The organism is Streptomyces sp. NPDC096079, assembly GCF_040303145.1.
Lineage (GTDB): Bacteria > Actinomycetota > Actinomycetes > Streptomycetales > Streptomycetaceae > Streptomyces.
Window position 1 is genome coordinate 23,803 of the sequence record NZ_JBEOST010000015.1, and the last position, 19,848, is coordinate 43,650.

A 19,848-nucleotide genomic window follows, 5' to 3' on the forward strand; every position below is an offset into this window, starting at 1 on the left:
GAGGGGCCTTCCCCGGTGCGTCCGCACCGGGGAAGGCCCCTTTTCTCGCTCTCAGTCCGAACCCGGACCCGTTACTCGACCGGCGTACCGTTGGCGTAGGTCAGGCGCGTCGGCTCGACCTCCTTCCACAGCGGCTTGCCGTTCGCGTCGAACATCTGCTTGCCCGCCGCGTCGCGCTTGAACATGTACCACTTGATGGAGTTCCACTTGCGGTACTCCAGCCGAAGGGCCGAACGGAGCTTGATCATCTCCCAGGCGGTGCCGTTGCCGCTCGCCTGGATGACCTTCCACGAGCTCTTCTCGATCGTCTCCCCGCGCGCCAGCAGCATGCCCAGCGCCTCATCGGCGGTCTTGGCGCCTTCGACACCCTCCAGGGACACGGAGAGGGTCACGTTGGGATTGGTGACGGATCGCTCCACTCCCACCGTCCAGATGGCACGTTCACCCATCCCCAGGCTCTCCGGCAGCACGGTGCCGTAGTCGCCGTTGTTGAACGTGCGCCCGCCGAGGGACTTGGCCAGCGCGTCCGAGCCGGGCGCATTCGGGGGGTTGACGCCGAGGACGATGTGGTCGCCGTCCTTCACCAGGTCCTTGAGGATCGCCTGGCACTTCTTGATGACGTCGTCGACTCCCGAGGCCGCCGCGAACGACGCGACCTTGAAACTCGCGACCTTGAAGGTGGCGGGGCTCGCCACCTCGCACGCCTCGCCGGCCTTCCGGAAGATCCGGCTGAGGATGCCCTGGATGGCCGCCTCGGTCAGACCGACCGTCCGGAGCGCCCGGTAGGCGTCCATGAACCCGACGCCCAGCCTGAGGGAGGCGTCGAGCGCCTGCACCGCGGCCTTGCCGGCCCGGAAGAGCGGGCCCGCGAGGAACCAGCTGGCCGCCCAGGCGCAGTCGCCCCAGCTGCCGCCCGACAGACCCGGGGTGATCAGCTTCGCGCAGCCGATGAAGTCGCCCAGCAGGATGTCGACCGGGTCGATGCCCGAGTTGAACTCGGTCATCGTCAGCGTGATGGTGAGCCGCTCGGTCTCGGGCTCAGGCGAGACGTCAGGACCGAGGTAGATCGTGTCGTCCTTCGGGCAGCTGCCCGTGGTCGTCGCGTAGTCCTGCCACTTGGCCGCGCACATGTACACGTCGGTGTGCGACTTGTACGTGACGGTCGCCGTGATCTTGCAGTCCCCGAAGTGGATGATCGGGTTGCAGTTGTCCTTGACGACGTTCTTCGGCTCACCGATGTACTCGATGTGGTCGAGGACCGCCCACACGTCGCCGATGCCGGTGGTGACGCCCTCGGAGATCTGCTCGGCGCTGCCGCTCCTCTCGGTGCGGTCGGCGGCGTCCTGCGCCTCCTCCGCCGCTTCCCGGGCACCGGCCGCGGCCGTCTCGGCCGCCGTCGCGTCCTCCTCCGCCTTGGTGGCGGTGGCACGGGCGCTGGCGGCGTCCTCCTCGGCCTTGGTGGCCACGGCACGGGCGTTGGCGGCGTCCTTCTCCGCCTCGGTCGCCGCCGCGTCCGCCGCGTTGGCGTCCGACTGCGCGTCCGTCGCCGCCGACCAGGCCGCCATGGCGTCGTTTCCGGCCGCCATGGCGTAGCCGTCGGCACGGCCGGCGGCCGCCTGGGCCTCCTTGGCGTCCTTCGCGGCCTGGGCCGCCGACTCCTGGGCCCGCTGGTAGGCCTTGGCCGCACGGGACGCGTCCGCCGCGGCCGCGGCCGAGGCCTGCGCCGCGAGCTTCATGTCCGCCGCGGCCTGATCGGCCAGCGCCTTCGCCTCGGCCGACATCGCCTGGGCCTGGTTCGCCGTGGCCGCCGCGACGGCGGCCTGCTGCTGGGCGATCGTCAGCGACTGCTGGCCGGTCAGCACCGCGAACGCCGCGGAGCTGTCGACCTCCTGGAACGGACCGCCGAGGGCGATCGCCTCGTTCGCCGGCTTGGTCACCGCGGCGGCCGAGTCACGGGCCGCGAGCGAGGACTGCACCGCGGCGAGCGCCTTGCCCGCCGTCGTCGCCGCCCAGGCAGCGGTCTGCGCCGCCTCGGAACGGGCGGCAGCCGCCTCCGTCTTGGCGACCTTGGCCGCCGCGGAGGCCTTCTCCGACTGCTCCTTGGCGCCCTTGGCATCGGCCGCCGCCGCCTGGGAGGCGTCGATGGCCTCGGCAGCCGCCGCGTGCGCCGCGGCTGCGGAACCCGCCGCGACCCAGTACGACGCCCAGGCACTGTCCGACGCCGCCTTGGCGCGGGACGCGGCGCCCTGCGCCTTGGTGGCCGCCTCACGGGCGTTGGTGGCGGCGGCCGTGGCCGCGTTCGCCGACGCGCGGGCGTTGGTGGCGGCCGTCGTGGCCTCGTCGGCGGCGGAACGGGCGCTCGTCGCGGCGGCACGGGAGTCCCCGGCCGCGTCCGTGCCCTCGTCAGCCGCGGCCTTGGCCTCGTACGCCGCCGCCTTCGCGTTCGCCGAGTCCCGGCGCTGCTCGGCCTCCAGGGCGTTGTCACGGGCGGCGACGGCGTCGCGTTCCGCCTGCTCGGCGACCTTCCGCTTGTCGGAGGCCACCGCACCCGACGCCTCGGCCGAGGCGCGGGCGTCGCTCGCGATCCGGCCCTGCGCGACGGCGTCCGCCTCGTGGCCGGCGGCCTTGTCCCGCTCACGCTCGGCGGTGGCCCGGTAGGCCGCCGCGTTCGCACGCTCCAGCTCCGCCACGGCACGCTGCGCGTGCGCGTTCGCCGCAGCGTTCTTCGCGTCCTGCTCCTCCGCGAGGGCCTTCTCCTTGGCCTTCTTCGCGGTCTCCGCGTTCGCCGCGGCCGAAGCCGCGTAGGCGTCCGCGCTGTCGGCGGCGGCCTTCGCCTGGGCGGCGGCCTCCTGCGCGGCGATCCGCCGGAACTCGGTGTTCACGGCGTGCGCTTCGGTCTTCGCCAGGGCGAGCAGCGCCTCGGACGTCGACACGGTGGCGTTCGCCGCGTTCAGAGCCGTCTCGGTCGCCTTCGCGGCGGCCGTCGCGGCCGCACCGGACGCGCGGGCGACCTGCACCGACTGCCGGGCGTACATCAGACCCCGGCCGCGCGGCACCTCGGAGGCGTCCGCGATGGTCCACGCCTGCTGCTGGCCGGTCACCGCGCGCTGGGCGGCGGCGTTGGCCGCGGTGGCCTGGTCCTTGGCGGTGGTCACCAGCGCCTGGACCTTGCCCCGGGCGTTCGCCAGGTCGACCTTCGCCTTGTCGAAGAGGGCCTGCTTCGGCTTGAGGATGTGGTGCGGGTCTGCCTCCAGCTGGTCGTGCCAGTACTTCTGCCAGCGCAGGATCTGGTCCGCGCGCCACGCCTGGCCGATGGCCTCGATCATGGCGGCGGTGGCGGACCGGGTCGCGGCGGCGGCGTCGGCCTCCGCCTGCATGATGACCGCGCGCGGCGCGGCCTGGCCGGCGTACTCCAGCTCCCACTCGTACGAGGCCTGGGAGACGGCCTCGCTCAGGGCGTTGCGCGGGTCCACCGGGTCGGCGTGGTTGCAGGAGGCCCAGGACTGCTTGAGGTTCTCGACCTCGACGCGGAACTCGGGCGTGCCCTCCCTGACCTTGCCGGCGGGGAAGCCGCCGTGCCGCAGGTAGGTGGCGATGTCGGAGGACGTGGTGCCGCCGAAGAACCGGGTGTTGTTGACGTTGGAGTCCCGCAGCATGAAGTCCGCCGCGAAGTCGTGCCAGCTGTCCTTGCCGCGGTTCTGCTCGGTGATCTGCCGGGCCTTGGCGACCGCCTCGGGGCTCGCGTTGGCGTGCGCGTCCCAGCCGATGCGCTCCGCGAGCTTCGCCTGGGTGGCGGCGGTGTACGCGCTGATGTCCGCGCCGAACTCCGGCGCGTGCAGCGTGATGCCCTCGTCGAACGAGCTCATCGCGTACGGCTTGTTGGCGTCCTCCAGGATCGCCTTCTGGGCCGCGAAGGCGTCCAGGTAGGCGTAACCGGCCTGGCGGTCCTGGTCGTTGGCCTGCCCCAGGGGCATGAAGCCGATCCAGCCGCGCTCGCCGATGACGGCTTCGAGCTCGGTGTTGCCGCCGGTCAGACCCTGGATGGCCAGGGCCTTCGTCTTGGCGCCGCCCGCGTGCAGGGCGACACCCGCGAGGCACCGGTTGAGGCGCGGGGTGGAGCGGACGTCGCTGATGACGGCGGCCAGCTCGTTGAGCCGGCGCAGGGCGTCGTCGGCGTCGCGGAAGATCGTCCGCATGCCGTCGGAGACCTTCTCGATCGCCTGCGCGAGCGCGGGGATGCGCCCCACGATCACGGAGGACGACGGGACGTCCACCAGCGCCCAGAGGCAGTCGTCGACGTCGGACCCGGCGAGGCAGGTCTTCACCTTGGCGGGGTCGAGCTGCTCGAAGAGGATCCGTCCGCCGTGGGCGTCGGCCCACTCGACGACGTTCACGGAGACGGCCGCGAGGCCCTTGCGGTAGTCGTCGACACAGGTCTGGCCACAGGCGTCGAGGAGGATCTTCTCCTCGCGCGCGCCGAGCGCCGGCCAGTTGTCCGCGCCGCCCGCGATGGGCGTGGTGCCCTCGGCGAGCGCGGTCTTGTGCGCGGCCTCGTTCTTCTCCCGCTGCTCCTGCTCGGCCTTCTTCGCGGCCTCCTCGGCGGCGGTGCTGTCGCCCGTCGCGTCGCCGGCCTTGCTCTCGGCGTCCTTGGCGTCCTGCTCGGCCTTGGCCGCCTTCTCCGCGGCCTCCTTGGCCGCGTCGGCGGACCGGCCGGCCCGACCGTTCGCCTCGGCGGCGTGCCGCTCGGCGTCGGTGGCCTCGCGCTCGGCCTCGGTGGCCGCGTCGCTCGCGCCGTCCGCGGTGAGACGGGCGGACGCCGCGTCGTTCCCGGCCTGTTCGGCGTGCCCGGCTGCGGTGTCGGAGGCGGTCTTCGCGCCCTGCTGGGCGGCGGCGGCCTCGGCCGCGGACGCCTGGGCGCGGGTGACGGCCTCGGCGGCGCGGGCCGAGTCGGCGGCGGCAGCGGCGGCGACCTGGGCGGCGATCTTCGCGTCCCCGGTGGCCTGCGCGGCCGTCTGCTGCGCGGACGTCGCGGCCTGCTCGGCCTGCGCGGCCTTGGCCTCGGCGGCCGCGGCCTGCTGCTCGGCGACCGTCTTGGCCGACTGGCCGACGAGCACGGCGAACGCGGCGGCGCTGTCCTTCTCCTGGTACGGCGCGCCGTACGAGACGGCGTCGCCGGCGGCGGAGGCCGCTGCCGTGGCGCTGTCGCGGGCGGCGAGTGCGGCCTGACCGGCGGCGTAGGCGCGGCCCGCGGCGGTGCCGGCGGACTTCACGGCCTCGGCGGCGCCGGTTCCGGCGGCGATCGCCTCCTGCTCGGCCTTCTTGGCGAGCCCGGTGGCGTTCTCCGACGCCGTGGCGGCGTTGTCCGCGCGGATCGCCGCGTCCTTCGACGCTTCGAGCGCGGTGGCGGCGGCGGCGTGCGCGGTGGACGCCTCGCCGAGGGAGGTGTTGTACGCGGACCACGCGGTGCTCGCGCTCGCGCGGGCGCGCGCGGCGGCACCTTCGGCCGTGGTGGCGGCCGTGCGGGCGCTGACGGCGGCCGTGGTGGCCTGGTCGGCGGCGGTCTGCGCGGCGGTGGCGGCCTGTGCGGCCTCGGTGGCGGCCGTACGGGCGGCGGTCGCGGCCGTACGGGTCTCCGCGGCGGCCGCGGTGCCCTCGGCGGCGGTGGCCGCGGCTTCGAGGGCGGCGGCGCGGGCGGCGGTGGCCTTCTTCGCCTGGAGGGCGACGACGGCCTTCTCGCGGGCGGTCTGTGCCGCCTTGGCCTTGGCGTCGGCCAGCGTCCGCTTGGCCTTGGCGTCACTGCTCGCGGTCCCGGCGGCCGTGTCGGCGGTGGTCGCCGTCGTCTGCTGGGCGGCGGCGCGCTGCTCGGCCGTCGCGGCCTTGGCGCGCTCGGCGGCGGCCTTGGCGCGGGAGGCGACGGCGGTGGCCTGCTCCGTCTGGGCCTTGGCCCGCTCGGAGGCGGCGGTGCCGGCGGCGGCCTTGGCGCTGTCGCGCTTGTCCTCGGCCGTCGTACGGGCGGCCTTGGCGGTGTTCGCGCTCTCGGCGGCGGCCGTGGCGTTGGCCTCGGCGCTGTCGGCGGCGGCCTTCGCCTGGGCGGCGGCCTCCTGCGCGGCGACGCGGCGGAACTCGGTGTCGATCGCGTGCGACTCGGTCTGCGCCTTGGCGAGCAGCGTGTCACTGGTGGCGATCGTCGCGGTGGCGGCGTTCAGCGCGGTCTCGGCGGCCTTCGCGGCGGCCGCGGCGACCGCCGAGGACGCGCGGGCGACCTGCACGGACTGCTGGGCGTACATCAGACCCCGGCCGCGCGGCACGTGGTTCGCGTCGGCGACGCCCCAGGCCTCCTGCTGCGCCGTCGCGGCCTTCTGCGCGGCGGTCGCGGCCGTCGCGGCCTGCGCCTTGGCGGAGGCGACGAGGGCGGTGACGTCGGTCCTGACCTTGGCCAGGTCGGCATCGGCCTTGGCGTAGAAGGCCTGGTCGGGCTTGTCCAGGATGGTGTTCGGGTCCTGGGCGAGCTTGTCCGTCCAGTACTTGCGCCAGGTCAGGATCTGGTCGGCGAACCAGGCCTGCTCGATGGACCGGATCATGAGGTCGGTGGCCTCGCGGGCGGCCACCGAGCCCTCGACCTCGGCCTTGATGATCGCGGCGCGCTGGGTGGCCTGTCCGGCGTACTCCTGCTCCCACTCGACCATCGCGTTCATGACGGGCTCGTTGAGCCGGCGTCGCGGGTCGACGGGGTTCTGCCAGTCGCAGGCGGCCCAGGCCTGCTTGAGGTCCTCGACCTCGATGCGGTAGGCGGCGGAGTCCTTGGCGGGGGCCTCGGAGGCGTAGCCGCCCCGCTTCAGGTAGGCGGCGACGTCGCTGGACGTGGTGCCGCCGAAGTAGTCCCAGGCGACCTCGCTGTCCCGCAGCATGTCATTCGCGGCCCAGTCGTCCCAGTCGTCCTTGCCGCGGTTCTCCTCGGTGACGGCCTTGGCACGGGCGACGGCCTCGGGGCTCGCCTTGCTGTGCTCGTCCTTGCCGAGGCGCCAGGCCAGCTCGGTCTGGGCGGTGACGGCGTGCCGGGTGATCTCGTTGGCGAAGCTCGGTGCGTGCCACTCCATCTGGTCGCTGGCCCAGGCCGACTCGCGGTAGGGCTTGTTGGCCTCGTCGAGGGCCGTGGTGCGGGCCGTCCCCGCGGCGAACCGGGCGTCTCGCGCCTCCTTGTCGGCGTCGGAGGCCTGGCCCAGGGGGCCGTAGCCGATCCAGCCGCGGTCGCCGATGGCCTCGCGGAGCTGCTCCTCGGTGCCGGTGAGCCCCTCGACGGCCTTGGCCTTCATGAAGGGGCCGCCGACGTGCAGCGCGACACCGGCGAGGCAGCGGTCGAGCCGCCGGTCCTGGCCGATGGTGTTCCGGAAGTATCCGGTGTCCGTCTCGGGCGGGGTGTCGGCCGCGGCGGGCGAGGCCTGGACGAGGCCGGTGAGTACGGCGGTGGCGGTGACCAGCGCGACGGCGCTGGTGCCCCTGGTGAGGGCGTGCCGCAGACGACGCCGGCGTCTGCCGACGTCTCTGAACATGGACATGGTTGCCTGGCAATCTCTCGATCGGAGGCAGCGCTTATTCCATGAGCATGACAGAGGGCGGCCCGCCGCAGGCCGGCATTCCCCCAGGTCGCGGCGCGTACCGGCACTCGGCTCTTCCCCATGAACCGGCACTGCCGCTTACAGCGTGACGATGCCACGCCCCGCCCCGCCCGTGAAGATCCAATATTTCGGGCCAAGGGCACGCGGCACCCCAGGGCCGGGCAAACCGACCGCACAGTTGATCATCTTGTTACCCGGCGTAAGGAACCCCGGCCGAGGCCCGTCCGTCTCGCATCCCAAGACGTTCCCGTCACCGAGGAATGACAGGCACAAACCGCCCGTTGACCCATGTCATGCCGCCTTCCTCAGCCGATCCGCCGACCCCCGTCCCCACCGCCCCGCCCGCCGGCCGCATGCCCCTGGCCGTCTACATCCTCGGGCTCTCCGTCTTCGCACTCGGCACCAGCGAGTTCATGCTCTCCGGACTCCTGCCGCCCATCGCGGAGGACATGCACGTCTCCATCCCCCGCGCCGGGCTGCTCATCTCCGCCTTCGCGATCGGCATGGTCGTCGGCGCCCCGCTGCTCGCCGCGGCGACGCTCCGGCTGCCCCGCAAGACGACCCTCGTCACCCTCATCACCGTCTTCGGCCTCGGACAGATAGCCGGCGCGCTCGCCCCCGGCTACGCCGTCCTGTTCGCCTCCCGCGTCGTCAGCGCCCTCGCCTGCGCCGGCTTCTGGGCGGTCGGCGCGGCCGTCGCCATCGCGATGGTCCCCGTCGGCTCCCGCGCCAAGGCCATGGCCGTCATGATCGGCGGCCTGTCCATCGCCAACGTCCTGGGCGTCCCCGCCGGCGCGTTCCTCGGCGAGCACCTCGGCTGGCGCTCCGCGTTCTGGGCGGTCGGCGCGGCCTCCGCGATCGCCCTCGTCGGCGTCGTCACCCGCATCCCGCACATCCCGCTCCCCGCGACCAGGCCCCGCCTCCGGCGGGAACTGGGCATCTACCGCGACCGCCAGGTCCTCCTCGCCGTCACCATGACCGCGCTCGCGGCGGGCGGCGTCTTCTGCGCCTTCTCCTACCTCGCCCCGCTCCTCACCGACGTCTCCGGCCTCGACGCGAGCTGGGTCTCCGCCGTCCTCGGGCTCTTCGGCATCGGCGCCCTGGTCGGTACGACGATCGGCGGGCGCGTCGCCGACGCCCACCTCTTCGGGGTGCTGCTCACCGGCATCACCGCCTCGACCGTCTTCCTGGTGGCCCTGGCCCTCCTCGCGCCCAGCCCGGTCGCCACGATCCTGCTGACCTTCCTCCTCGGCGTCTCGGCCTTCTACACCGCCCCGGCGCTCAACGCCCGCATGTTCAACGTCGCCGGCGCCGCCCCCACCCTCGCGGGCGCCACCACCACCGCCGCGTTCAACCTCGGCAACACCGGCGGCCCCTGGCTCGGCGGCACCGTCATCGACGCGGACCTCGGCTACGCCTCCACCGCCTGGGCGGGCGCCGCCATGACCGCCCTGGGCCTGGCCACGGCGGCGGTGGCGCTGAAGCTCCACAAGTCCACCTCACGCGTGGTCACGTCGGGCACGGCCCGGCAGCAGCACGAGCAGGACCTCACGACCGGGGCCTCCCGCTGAGGGAACGAGGTGCGGGGCCCCTGCGGGCCGCCTAGTGCTGTGGCCTTTCCGGTCACAGCACTAGGGTGACGCGGTGACGACACGGATGATCATCCTCAACGGCGGGTCCAGCTCCGGGAAGACCGGGATCGTGCGGTGCCTGCAGGCCGTACTGCCGGATCCGTGGCTGGCGTTCGGAGTCGACTCCTTCGTCGACGCCCTGCCCGCGAGGATGCAGGACTCCGAGGGCGGGATCGCCTTCGACGCGGACGGCGGCGTCAGCGTCGGAGGAGACTTCCGGGCCCTGGAGGCCGCCTGGGCCGGCGGGCTCGTGACGATGGCCCGGGCCGGCGCCCGGATCGTCGTCGACGACGTGTTCCTCGGCGGGGCCGCCTCCCAGCGGCGCTGGCGCGAGGCCCTCGGAGACCTGCCGGTCCTGTGGGTCGGCGTCCGCTGCGCGAGCGAGGTCGCCGAGGGCCGCGAGATCGCCCGAGGCGACCGGACCGCCGGAATGGCCGCGCGGCAGGCGCGGCTCGTGCACGAGGGCGTCACGTACGACCTGGAGGTCGACACGACGCACACCGAGTCCCTGGAGTGCGCCCGCGCGATCGCCGCGGCGCTGACCTGACGACCCCGCGGGACCGCCGCGGTGAGCGGCGCTCCCCGCCCGTCAGGACGCGGCCCGGCCCTTCGGGCGTCTGAGGCCCGCCCCGGTGAGGTGGCGGAGCAGCTCCTTCGAGCCGACCTCGATCGCGCCCGCCGCCACCGCGTCCGCGTACCGGTCGGAGGGGATGTCGTAGTGGTCCCGCTCGAAGGCGCGCGGCGGGGCGCCGATCGAGGCGGCGAAGGCGTGCAGCTCCTCGAAGGAGACGTCGCTGACCAGGTGCGACCACATGCGGCCGTGCCCCGGCCAGGTCGGCGGGTCGATGTAGAGGCTCACGCGCCGGCTCCCGTCGCTCCGAGCCCCTGACGCCGGGCTCCCGTCATGTCAGGCCGCCCACCGGGGCCACCACCACGCCCTGCTTGCCGCAGACCCAGTGCGGGTCGGGGCCGAGCTCCGGCTCCACGTCGAGGGCGTGCGGGTCGCCCGAGGCGCAGACGGGGCAGAGCGGCCAGCGTCCGTACCGTTCGAGCAGGGCGTCCTGCACGTCCTGGGCGACGAGCCCGGCGACGTACGACACCCCCTCGGGCCACTGCTCGACCCACCAGCGCCGGTGGGTCACCGCGTCCTCCACCATCGACACGACCTCTGCGGCGGCCACCTCCCGGGCCACCAGGTCGGCCAGCACCAGCGCGCGAGCCGTGTGCAGCGCCTGCTCCACGGGGTCGATGTCGTCCATGCACTCATTGTCACCCGTGCGCGGGAAAGGGCGAAGGTCCCGTCCGGATCCGGGACCGACGGGGTCTTGTCGCCCCACCCCCTCGAAAGTATCTTTCAGGTGTGACCAATGACGTGAAGGAAAGTTTCACCAGCGACGCGCCCCCCGCACCCGCCGCCCTCGCCGCCAAGGTGCGCACCCTCGCACCGTCCATGACCCGCTCCATGCAGCGGGTCGCCGAGGCCGTCGCCGGAGACCCGGCCGGCTGCGCCGCCCTCACGGTCACCGGCCTCGCCGAGCTCACCGGCACCAGCGAGGCGACCGTCGTCCGCACCGCCCGGCTCCTCGGCTACCCCGGCTACCGCGACCTGCGCCTCGCCCTCGCCGGTCTGGCCGCCCAGCAGCAGTCCGGCCGCGCCCCGGCCGTCACCGCCGACATCGCCGTCGACGACCCGATCGCGGACGTCGTCGCCAAACTCGCCTACGACGAGCAGCAGACCCTCGCCGACACCGCCGCCGGCCTCGACACCGTCCAGCTCGGCGCCGCCGTCGCCGCCCTGGCCGTCGCCCGCCGCGTCGACATCTACGGCGTCGGCGCCTCCGGCCTCGTCGCCCAGGACCTCGCCCAGAAGCTGCTCCGGATCGGCCTGATCGCGCACGCCCACAGCGACCCGCACCTCGCCGTCACCAACGCCGTGCAGCTCCGCTCCGGCGACGTCGCCCTCGCCATCACCCACTCGGGCTCCACCGGCGACGTCATAGAACCCCTGCGCGTGGCCTTCGACCACGGCGCCACCACGGTCGCCGTCACCGGCCGCCCGGACGGCCCCGTCACCCAGTACGCCGACCACGTCCTGACCACCTCGACCGCCCGCGAGAGCGAACTGCGCCCCGCCGCCATGTCGTCCCGCACCAGCCAGCTCCTGGTCGTGGACTGCCTGTTCACCTGCGTCACCCAGCGCACGTACGAGACGGCGGCCCCCGCCCTCGCCGCCTCGTACGAGGCCCTCGCCCACCGTCACTCCCCCCGCAACCGCTGACCCCTCGTTCACCCGGCGCCGACGACGCCGCCGTACCGAAAGAGCGCCCGTGCCCACCACGTACTCCGAACTCCGCGCCCAGCTGGCCACCCTCACCACCGAGGCCTTCCGCCCCGAACTCGCCGACGTCGACCGGCTCCCCACGCTGGACATCGCCCGCCTCATGAACGGCGAGGACCGGACCGTCCCCGAGGCCGTCGCCCGGCAGCTCCCCGCGATCGCCGCCGCCATCGACGCCACCGCCGCCCGCATGGGCCGCGGCGGACGGCTGATCTACCTGGGCGCCGGCACCGCCGGACGGCTCGGCGTCCTCGACGCCAGCGAGTGCCCGCCCACCTTCAACACCGACCCCGCACGGGTCGTCGGCCTCATCGCCGGCGGCCCGTCCGCCATGGTCAAGGCCGTCGAGGGCGCGGAGGACTCGCGCGAGCTGGCCGCCGCCGACCTGGACGCCCTCGGGCTCACCTCCGACGACACCGTCGTCGGCGTCTCCGCCTCCGGCCGCACGCCGTACGCCGTCGGCGCCGTCGAGCACGCCCGTGCCCGGGGCGCGCTCACCATCGGACTCTCCTGCAACGCGGACAGCGCGCTCGCCGCCGCGGCCGAGCACGGCATCGAGGTCGTCACCGGGCCCGAGCTACTCACCGGCTCCACCCGCCTCAAGGCCGGCACCGCCCAGAAGCTCGTCCTCAACATGATCTCGACCATCACGATGATCCGCCTCGGCAAGACCTACGGAAACCTGATGGTCGACGTCCGCGCCTCCAACGAGAAGCTCCAGGCCCGCTCGCGGCGGATCGTCGCCCTGGCCACCGGCGCGCCGGACGAGCAGATCGAGACGGCGCTCGCCGCCGCCGACGGGGAGGTGAAGACCGCGATCCTGATGATCCTCGCCGACATCGATGCCACGACCGCCGAGCAGCGGCTGACCGCGTCCGAGGGTCACCTGCGCACGGCCCTGCACGCGTAACGCCTCCCCCTCACAGCAAGGCACCACCGCACCATGAGCACAGACGACAAGAACCGCGCCATCGCCGCCGCGATCCTCCCCCTCGTCGGCGGCCCCGGGAACATCAGCTCCGTGGCCCACTGCATGACCCGCCTCCGGCTGGGTCTGCGGGACCGCTCGCTCGTCCGGGACGAAGCCCTCAAGGCCCTGCCCTCCGTGCTGGGGGTGGTGGAGGACGACACGTACCAGATCGTCCTCGGCCCCGGCACCGTCGCCCGCGTGACCCCGGAGTTCGAGGCCCTGGTGGCCGAGGCACCCGCACCGGCGCACACCGCGGAGGAGCTCGCGGACCGGGGCGCGGCCCTCAAGGCCGCGCGGAAGGCCAGGAACGCGACCCCGTTCAAGCTCTTCCTCCGCCGGATCGCGAACATCTTCGTCCCGCTGATCCCCGCCCTCATCGGCTGCGGCATCATCGCCGGCCTCAACGGCCTCCTGATCAACCTCGGCTGGCTGCCCGGCGTCACCCCCGCCCTCGCGGCGATGGCGAGCGGCTTCATGGCCCTCATCGCGGTCTTCGTCGGCTACAACACGGCCAAGGAGTTCGGCGGCACGGCGATCCTCGGCGGCGCGGTCGCCGCGATCATCGTCTTCCCCGGCGTCGCCAAGATCGACGCCTTCGGCCAGACGCTCTCCCCCGGCCAGGGCGGTGTGCTCGGCGCGCTGGGCGCGGCGGTCCTCGCCGTGTACGTGGAGAAGTGGTGCCGCCGCTGGGTCCCGGAGTCCCTGGACGTCCTGGTCACCCCGACCCTGACCGTCCTGATCTCCGGCCTGGTCACGATCTTCGGCCTGATGTTCGTGGCGGGCGAGATCTCCCGGGCCATCGGCGAGGCCGCCGACTGGCTCCTCGCGAACGCGGGCGCGGGCGCGGGCCTCCTCCTCGGCGGCCTGTTCCTCCCCCTCGTGATGCTGGGCCTGCACCAGGCGCTGATCCCGATCCACACCACGCTCATCGAGCAGCAGGGCTACACGGTCCTGCTCCCCATCCTCGCGATGGCGGGCGCCGGCCAGGTCGGCGCGGCGATGGCGGTCTACCTGAAGCTGCCCCGCAACGGCTCCCTCCGCCGCACCATCAAGTCCGCCCTCCCGGCCGGCTTCCTGGGCGTCGGCGAGCCCCTGATCTACGGCGTCTCGCTGCCCCTGGGCCGCCCGTTCGTCACGGCGTGCGTCGGCGGCGCGTTCGGCGGCGGCTTCGTCGGCCTCTTCAGCATGCTGGGCGACAAGGTCGGATCGACCGCGATCGGCCCCTCCGGCTGGGCGCTGTTCCCGCTCCTCGACGGCAACAAGGGCCTCGGCGAGACGATCGCGATCTACGCGGGCGGTCTGCTCGTCGGCTACCTGGCCGGGTTCGTGGCGACGTACTTCTTCGGCTTCAGCAAGGAACTCCTGGAGGAGTTCGACGTGGAGACCGAGGAGGAAGCGGTACGGACGCAGTCCCCCGCCCCGGAGCCGCGGCCGGAGCCGGTGAAGGTCTGAGAGCCGTACGGAAGGGCCCGCCCGGAACGATCCGCGCGGGCCCTTCCCTGTCCCTCCTCAGCAGAGCACGTCCTGCGCAGGACGCACGCCCTCCGTGAGGAAGCGGGTCACCGCGGCGTCGCCGCAGGCGTTCCCGGCCCCGAGGTAGACGGAGTGGCCGCCCTTGTCGACCGACACCAGGCGCGCCCGGTCGCCGAAGGCCTGCCGCATCTTCAGGCCGGAGGTGTGCGGGGTGGCCGGGTCGCGCAGGTTCTGGATCATGAGGACGTTGGACGGCCCCCGGTCGGTGATGCGGGTCGGCCGCTCCACCGCGCCGCCCTTCCAGAACGAGCAGGGCGTGATGTTCGCGGGCATCCCGCCCGTCAGCGGGTACCGCGCCCGGTCCGCCGCGACGGCCCTCTCGTACGCCGGCACGGAACGGGGCCAGTCGACGTCGTTGCAGATCACGCCCACGCTCACGGTGGCCGCCTCGTCGGGCATCGGCCCGGTCAGCTCCGGCGGCAGCACGGGCACGCCCGCCGGGTCGAGGGCCTGGGTCATCAGCCGGGCGAAGGCCGGGAAGGCGGCGTCGGAGTACAGGGTCTGCTGCAGCGCCTGCCGCAGCGCGGTGCCGTCCAGCGGCACACCGGGCGTGGCCGTCGCCCTGGGCTCACGGTCGAGCCGGGCGGCGAGACCGAGGAACACCTCCCGTACGTCCTCGGGGCGTTCGGCGAGCCGCAGCCCCTCCGGAGCACGGTCCGGGTGGGCGGCCCAGGCCGCGAAGTCCGGGAAGCGGTCCTCGGCGCCGCGCGCCATGTCCGCGAGCCAGCCCCGGGCGACGCGCCGCGGGTCGGGGTCGGCGCTGCTGTCGAGGACCCAGCGGTCGGTGCGCTCCGGGAACTTCTGGGCGTACACGGCGGCCACGTACGTCCCGTACGAGACGCTCCACGCCGACAGCTTCCGCTCGCCGAGCGCCTGCCGCAGCCGGTCGAGGTCCCGCACCTGGTTGGCGGTCGTCAGCCCGCGGAGCATCGCCCCGCCGTTGCGCGCGCAGGCCTCGGCCATGCGGCGCGAGCGGGCCGCGTTCACGCCGATGCCGCCGTCGGCGGCGGGCCAGGACCGCAGGGTCACCAGCCGCCGGTCGTCCTCCTCGAAACCGCACCGGGCCTTCGCGGAGCCGCCGACCCCGCGCGGGTCGAAGGCGACCAGGTCGTAGGCGCCGTTCATCTCCTTCGCCAGCGCGGCCCCCTTCTGCCCGAGCCGCTGCACACCGGAGCTCCCCGGACCGCCCGGGATGACCATGAGCGTCCCGCGCCGGACCTCGGGCCGGGAGCTGGGCAGCCGGGCGACGGCGAGCCCGATCTGCTCACCGGCCGGGTCGGCGTAGTCGAGGGGCACGGAGAGCGTGGCGCACTGCTGCCCCGGCAGCGGCTTCACCGCCATCTCACAGTCGTGCCAGGCGAGCCCACCGGAGGCCCCGGCGGCGGCGACGGCGGGGGCGACACCCCCACCCACGACTCCGGCCCCCGCGACGGCGGCGACGGAGAGAGCGAGCATCAGGGCCTTGCGTCCACGATTCGTTGTCATGCGCACAGCCTCGCGGACCGACCCTCCACCTCCCATCCGGCAACCGGGCCCATCCGAGGTGGGGCCAACCCCCGTAGGCGAAGGGGGCATTCGGGAGCGCCGCGAGCGCGTTGCCCGAGGCCGGCGGCCGCACCCGGCGGGTCCCGAGCCTCCTGGCCGGGCTCCCCTCGCGCGCCGCCCTGCCTAGACTCCGCCCATGACCATCACCCCGCACCCCGCCGTCGCCGCCGATCTCGCCCCCGCCGGGGTTCTCCGGGCCTCCGTCAATCTCGGGAACCCGGTGCTCGCTCAGGGGACGCCCGAGGTGCCGGGCGGGGTCACCGTGGATCTCGCGCGGGAGATCGGGGCGCGGCTCGGGCTCCCCGTGGAGCTGCTCTGCTTCGACGCGGCGCGGAAGTCGTTCGACGCGATGGCGGACGGGCGGGCGGACCTCTGTTTCCTCGCCGTGGACCCGGCGCGCGAGACGGAGGTCGCGTTCACCGCCCCGTACGTCGTCATCGAGGGGGTGTACGCCGTGCCGCGCGGTTCGGCGCTCACCACCGTCGAGGAGGTGGACGCGCCGGGCGTGCGGATCGGGGTCAAGAAGGGCTCCGCGTACGACCTGTTCCTGTCCCGGAGCCTCGCTCACGCGACCGTGGTGCGCGGCGACGAGGGTGTCGACACGTTCCGGGCCGAGGGCCTGGAGGTGGGCGCGGGGATCCGGCAGCCGCTCACCGCGTACGCCGCCGCGCACCCGGACGTCCGGCTGATCGAGGGCCGGTTCATGGAGATCCGGCAGGCGGTCGGGACGACGGTGGGCCGCCGCCCGGAGACCGTCGCGTTCCTCCGCGCCACGGTGGAGGAGCTGAAGGCGAACGGTTTCGTCGCGGAGTCGCTGCGCCGCTCGGGCCAGGACGCCGCGCTGCTGGCCCCGCCGGCGTGAACGCCCGAGGACCCGGCCGTGACGGCCGGGTCCTCGGGGGTGGGGCGGTGGATCAGAAGAGGCCCTTGAAGGCGTTCCACCCACCGGTGCCGATCAGCACCCGGGTGCCGTACGCCCCGGTGCCGGTGGAGCCGTAGCGCCACAGCCGTCCGGCGGTGTCGCGGGCCAGGAGGTCGGCGCGGCCGTCACCGGACAGGTCGCCGACGCCCACGAGCGAGGAGTAGCCGCCCCAGCCGGTGCCGACCTTCACGCGCGGGGTGACGCCGCCGGTCGCGGTGGAGGAGTACCGCCAGAGCGCACCGGAGGCGTCCGTGGCGAGCAGGTCGCCGCGCCCGTCGCCGTTGAGGTCGCCGGCGCCGACGATCTTCTTGTACGCCTTCCAGTTGGTGCCGGTCCGGACCCGGGTCTTCAGCCGGTGGTCGGCGGTGCCGGCGTAGAAGTACAGGTCACCGGTGGCCGTCTGGCGCACGATCAGGTCGGCGTATCCGTCGCCGTTCGCGTCGCCCGGGGACGTGATCACGTCGTACTGTCCCCAGCCGGAGCCCACCAGGGTGTACGGCGAGGACGCCGAGACGACCTTCCCGCACCCGGGCCGGTAGGCGCGCAGCTGGTCGCCCACGCGCGCGTAGACGTCGGCGCACCGGTCGCCGTCCAGGTCACCGGTCGGCACGAGCGTCGCGTTCGCGGGGAACGCGGCGCCCGTGCCGGCGATCCGCGCGGACACCCCGCCCGTACCGGTCCCCCGGTAGAGGGACACGAGTCCGGCGCCGTCCGTCACCAGCAGGTCGCCGAAGCCGTCGTCCCCGGCGAGGTCCCGCCACACGGCGGAGCCTCCGGAGACCGACACCGTCCCGGACGCGGACAGGTCCGCCTGGACGCCGTCGGCGGCCTTCGCGGTGAGCGTCCACGTGTAGGCGCCGTTCGCGACGAGCCGCCCGGCGGCGTCCTTGCCGTCCCACGCGGGCGCGACGAGACCGCGGGCCTCGCCCCCGGTGAGGGTCCGGACGGCCTTGCCGGTCGCCTTGTGCGTGAGCGTCAGCGTCCAGGACGCGGCGGGCTTGGAGAGCCACCAGCGGGGCTTCCAGGTGCCCGTCCGCAGGTTCGCCGCGGCCGCCGCGTCCGTGTCGATGACGGCGATCCGGGAGGTGGGGACGCCGGACGGGACGATCCGCACCCGGCGGTCGTCGCCGGTGTAGGCGACGTGCCCGCCGAAGCGGTCCACGGTCCAGCCGGCCCGGCGGGTGGTGTTCTGGCCGAGGTCCGCGGGCGTGGCGACGACGCGGTGCGGCGCGTCGGCGGGGTTCCCGCTCGCGGGAAGGCCGTTGTGGACGTCGTGGAGCGTGAGGCCCTCGGCGTCCGAGCGCGTGACGAAGTAGCCGTCGCCGAGGAGGACGTCGTCCTTGCCGAGGCCCATTTTGCGCCCGGTCGCCTGGTCGTACAGGCCCGCGCCCTTGAAGTCGTCGCCCCAGAAGTTCGTGCACTTCCAGTACACGAGGCGGCCCACGGCCTGGAGTTCGCCGGGGACGCAGCCCGCGTCGAAGGACCGCACGGTGGCGGTGCCGGACGGGAGGGTCTTGGCGACCACGGTGGTCGACGGGGTGGCGCCGTCCGAGCGGCCGAGGGCGCTCCACAGCGTGTTGCCCCAGACCGCGGAGGCGACCGGGTTGCGCTGCTGGAGGACGGCGCCGGAGTCGGTGCCGCGGAACTCGACGACGGCCTGGCTGCCGTCCCAGCCCTGGTTCACGACGCCGAACCGGCCGGAGAGGTCGACGAGCCGGGGGCTGCCGAGACCGGTCGTCAGCCGGGGGCCCCACTCGGCGGAGCCGTTCCGGTAGAGCATGGTCACCTCCTGCTCGGTGCCGGCCTTGCGGCCGTGGTGGCCGTCGCCGCTGGCGAACAGGGAGACGCAGGAGACGTCGGAGCTGCCGCAGTCGGCGTCCCTGCCGCTCGTGAGGGCGTCGGCCGTCGAGCGCACTTCCTCGGGCTTCCCGGAGGTCTTCAGCCAGGTGCTCCGGTAGCCGCCGATGATGGTGCCGGGGCTGTAGAGACCGGAGTCGTCGGCCGTGGTGAGGATGCCGCTGCCGAGGGAGATGCCGGCCGGCTTGGCCTCCATGTCGGCGATGTCCGCGAGCCGCTTGCGGGTGATCGTGCCGTCGGCCGCCTCGGTGAAGAGGTAGTACCCCCAGTCGAGGGCTCCGCGGTCGGTGTCCTGCTCGGCGCCGGCCACCAGGAGCGAGCCGTCGGGCGTGCGGTGCACCGAGGGCGAGGCCACGGCGAGGAGGGAGGTCCAGGATCCGGCCGCGTCACGCAGGACGAGATGGTTGCCCCGGTACTCGTTGTCGCCGGGGTTGGGCGGGGTCACGGTGACGAACTTGTCGCCGAAGCGCCGGACGACGTCGCCCCACGAGGCGATGTCCCGCATGTCGACGGTGACCGGGGCCGCGTCCAGGTCGTCGCGGCGGTACACCTGGGCGTCGCCGTTGCTCTCCGGGGCGCCGACGTGGAGGACGGTGTCCCGGTCGAAGGAGACGCTCTCGCCGTGCGTGGAGAGCGTCTTGATCTTTCCGGTGGCCAGGTCGACGACCCACCACCCCTGGTGCATCGTGGTGTCCACCCAGTCGATGCCGCGGACGGCGATCGACCGCGCGTCCCCCTCGCTGACGGAGAGGTTCCAGCCCTCGGGAAGACCTTCCAGAGGCCGGTCCTGGACGCCGCCGCCGGACGCCCGCAGGAGGTGCAGGCTGGTGACGTCGCTCTCGGTGCCGGTGCGGGTGATGACGGTGTCGCCGTAGGTCGCGACGTACGTCTGGCCCTCCGGGATCGGGACGGTGACCGTCTGCCCGCCGCCGGCCCGCTGCTGGAGCGTCACGTGCGGGGCCGGGGTCTCCTCGTACACGGCGACGGTGTCGGAGCCGTGCCCGAAGTCCGCCGGGTACTCGGCGAAGCGGAACTCGTCGACGTCGTACGCGAGCGGCTTCGGCAGACGGTGGTCGAGGACCGTGGTCGCACCGGTCGCGTAGTCGATCCAGCGGAGCCGGTCGTCGCCCTCCTGCGCGGTGAGGAAGCCGGTCTCGCCGGCGTTCAGGACGATCGTGGCGCGCGGCACGAAGCGGTCGCCCGGGCTGACCACGACGGCTTCGCCGGCCGTCGTCGTCGCGGGTGCCGCCACCGCCCCCACGGTGGCGCCGGCCCCGGCCGTCACCGCGAGGGTGACGGTGAGTGCGATGCGGCCGAGCACACGCCGGCGCGGCCGTCGATCCAACGGATTGATCACGTGGAAGTCCCTCCCCAGGACATGTGGCGCGGGGAAGGGGCCTCGTGGTCACGCCTCTCGTCCCCCGCGCGAGCAGGCC

The 19,848-nt window shown here is 73.9% G+C and carries 11 protein-coding genes; 6 read left to right on the plus strand and 5 right to left on the minus strand.

All coding sequences use genetic code 11. From position 1 onward, the window contains the following. Positions 1–71 precede the first annotated feature (71 nt). Positions 72–7,556: a polymorphic toxin type 27 domain-containing protein gene (locus ABTY59_RS26405; RefSeq protein ID WP_352021530.1), complete on the minus strand. Its 7,485-nt coding sequence runs from the start codon at positions 7,554–7,556 to the stop codon at positions 72–74. Positions 7,557–7,969: 413 nt separating this feature from the next. Between ABTY59_RS26405 and ABTY59_RS26410 the strand changes: the two genes are divergently transcribed. Beyond that, complete coding sequence (locus ABTY59_RS26410) at positions 7,970–9,187, plus strand: Cmx/CmrA family chloramphenicol efflux MFS transporter (protein WP_352021661.1); 1,218 nt, start codon at positions 7,970–7,972, stop codon at positions 9,185–9,187. Positions 9,188–9,272: 85 nt separating this feature from the next. Further along, complete coding sequence (cpt, locus tag ABTY59_RS26415) at positions 9,273–9,794, plus strand: chloramphenicol phosphotransferase CPT (protein WP_352021662.1); 522 nt, start codon at positions 9,273–9,275, stop codon at positions 9,792–9,794. 42 nt (positions 9,795–9,836) lie between these two features. Here the strand turns inward: cpt and ABTY59_RS26420 are convergent, their stop codons facing one another. Both ABTY59_RS26420 and ABTY59_RS26425 read right to left on the minus strand, forming a co-directional pair. Further along, positions 9,837–10,106 (minus strand): DUF4031 domain-containing protein, encoded by a 270-nt coding sequence (locus ABTY59_RS26420; protein ID WP_352021531.1) that lies wholly within the window; start codon positions 10,104–10,106, stop codon positions 9,837–9,839. A gap of 43 nt (positions 10,107–10,149) precedes the next feature. Next, positions 10,150–10,506, minus strand: coding sequence for a DUF8819 family protein (locus ABTY59_RS26425; protein ID WP_116159656.1), 357 nt, complete (start codon positions 10,504–10,506; stop codon positions 10,150–10,152). Between the two features lie 101 nt (positions 10,507–10,607). On the opposite strand from ABTY59_RS26425, the gene ABTY59_RS26430 reads away from it, so the two are divergent. The 3 genes from ABTY59_RS26430 to ABTY59_RS26440 are packed head-to-tail and all read left to right on the plus strand — an operon-like array spanning position 10,608 to position 14,007. Continuing rightward, complete coding sequence (locus tag ABTY59_RS26430; RefSeq protein ID WP_352021532.1) at positions 10,608–11,525, plus strand: MurR/RpiR family transcriptional regulator; 918 nt, start codon at positions 10,608–10,610, stop codon at positions 11,523–11,525. 49 nt (positions 11,526–11,574) lie between these two features. Then, on the plus strand, positions 11,575–12,495 hold the full coding sequence (gene murQ / locus ABTY59_RS26435; protein ID WP_352021533.1) for an N-acetylmuramic acid 6-phosphate etherase: 921 nt from the start codon (positions 11,575–11,577) through the stop codon (positions 12,493–12,495). Between the two features lie 33 nt (positions 12,496–12,528). Beyond that, the gene (locus ABTY59_RS26440) at positions 12,529–14,007 is read left to right on the plus strand and encodes a PTS transporter subunit EIIC (protein WP_352021534.1); all 1,479 of its coding nucleotides are present in this window, start codon (positions 12,529–12,531) and stop codon (positions 14,005–14,007) included. 57 nt (positions 14,008–14,064) lie between these two features. Here ABTY59_RS26440 and ABTY59_RS26445 read toward each other — a convergent pair whose 3' ends face one another. Beyond that, positions 14,065–15,573: an alpha/beta hydrolase gene (locus tag ABTY59_RS26445; protein ID WP_352021535.1), complete on the minus strand. Its 1,509-nt coding sequence runs from the start codon at positions 15,571–15,573 to the stop codon at positions 14,065–14,067. Positions 15,574–15,769: 196 nt separating this feature from the next. Between ABTY59_RS26445 and ABTY59_RS26450 the strand changes: the two genes are divergently transcribed. After that, complete coding sequence (locus tag ABTY59_RS26450; RefSeq protein WP_352021536.1) at positions 15,770–16,495, plus strand: transporter substrate-binding domain-containing protein; 726 nt, start codon at positions 15,770–15,772, stop codon at positions 16,493–16,495. A 52-nt stretch (positions 16,496–16,547) separates the two neighbouring features. Here ABTY59_RS26450 and ABTY59_RS26455 read toward each other — a convergent pair whose 3' ends face one another. Continuing rightward, positions 16,548–19,769, minus strand: a complete 3,222-nt coding sequence (locus tag ABTY59_RS26455; RefSeq protein WP_352021537.1) for an FG-GAP-like repeat-containing protein — start codon at positions 19,767–19,769, stop codon at positions 16,548–16,550. Positions 19,770–19,848 lie beyond the last annotated feature (79 nt).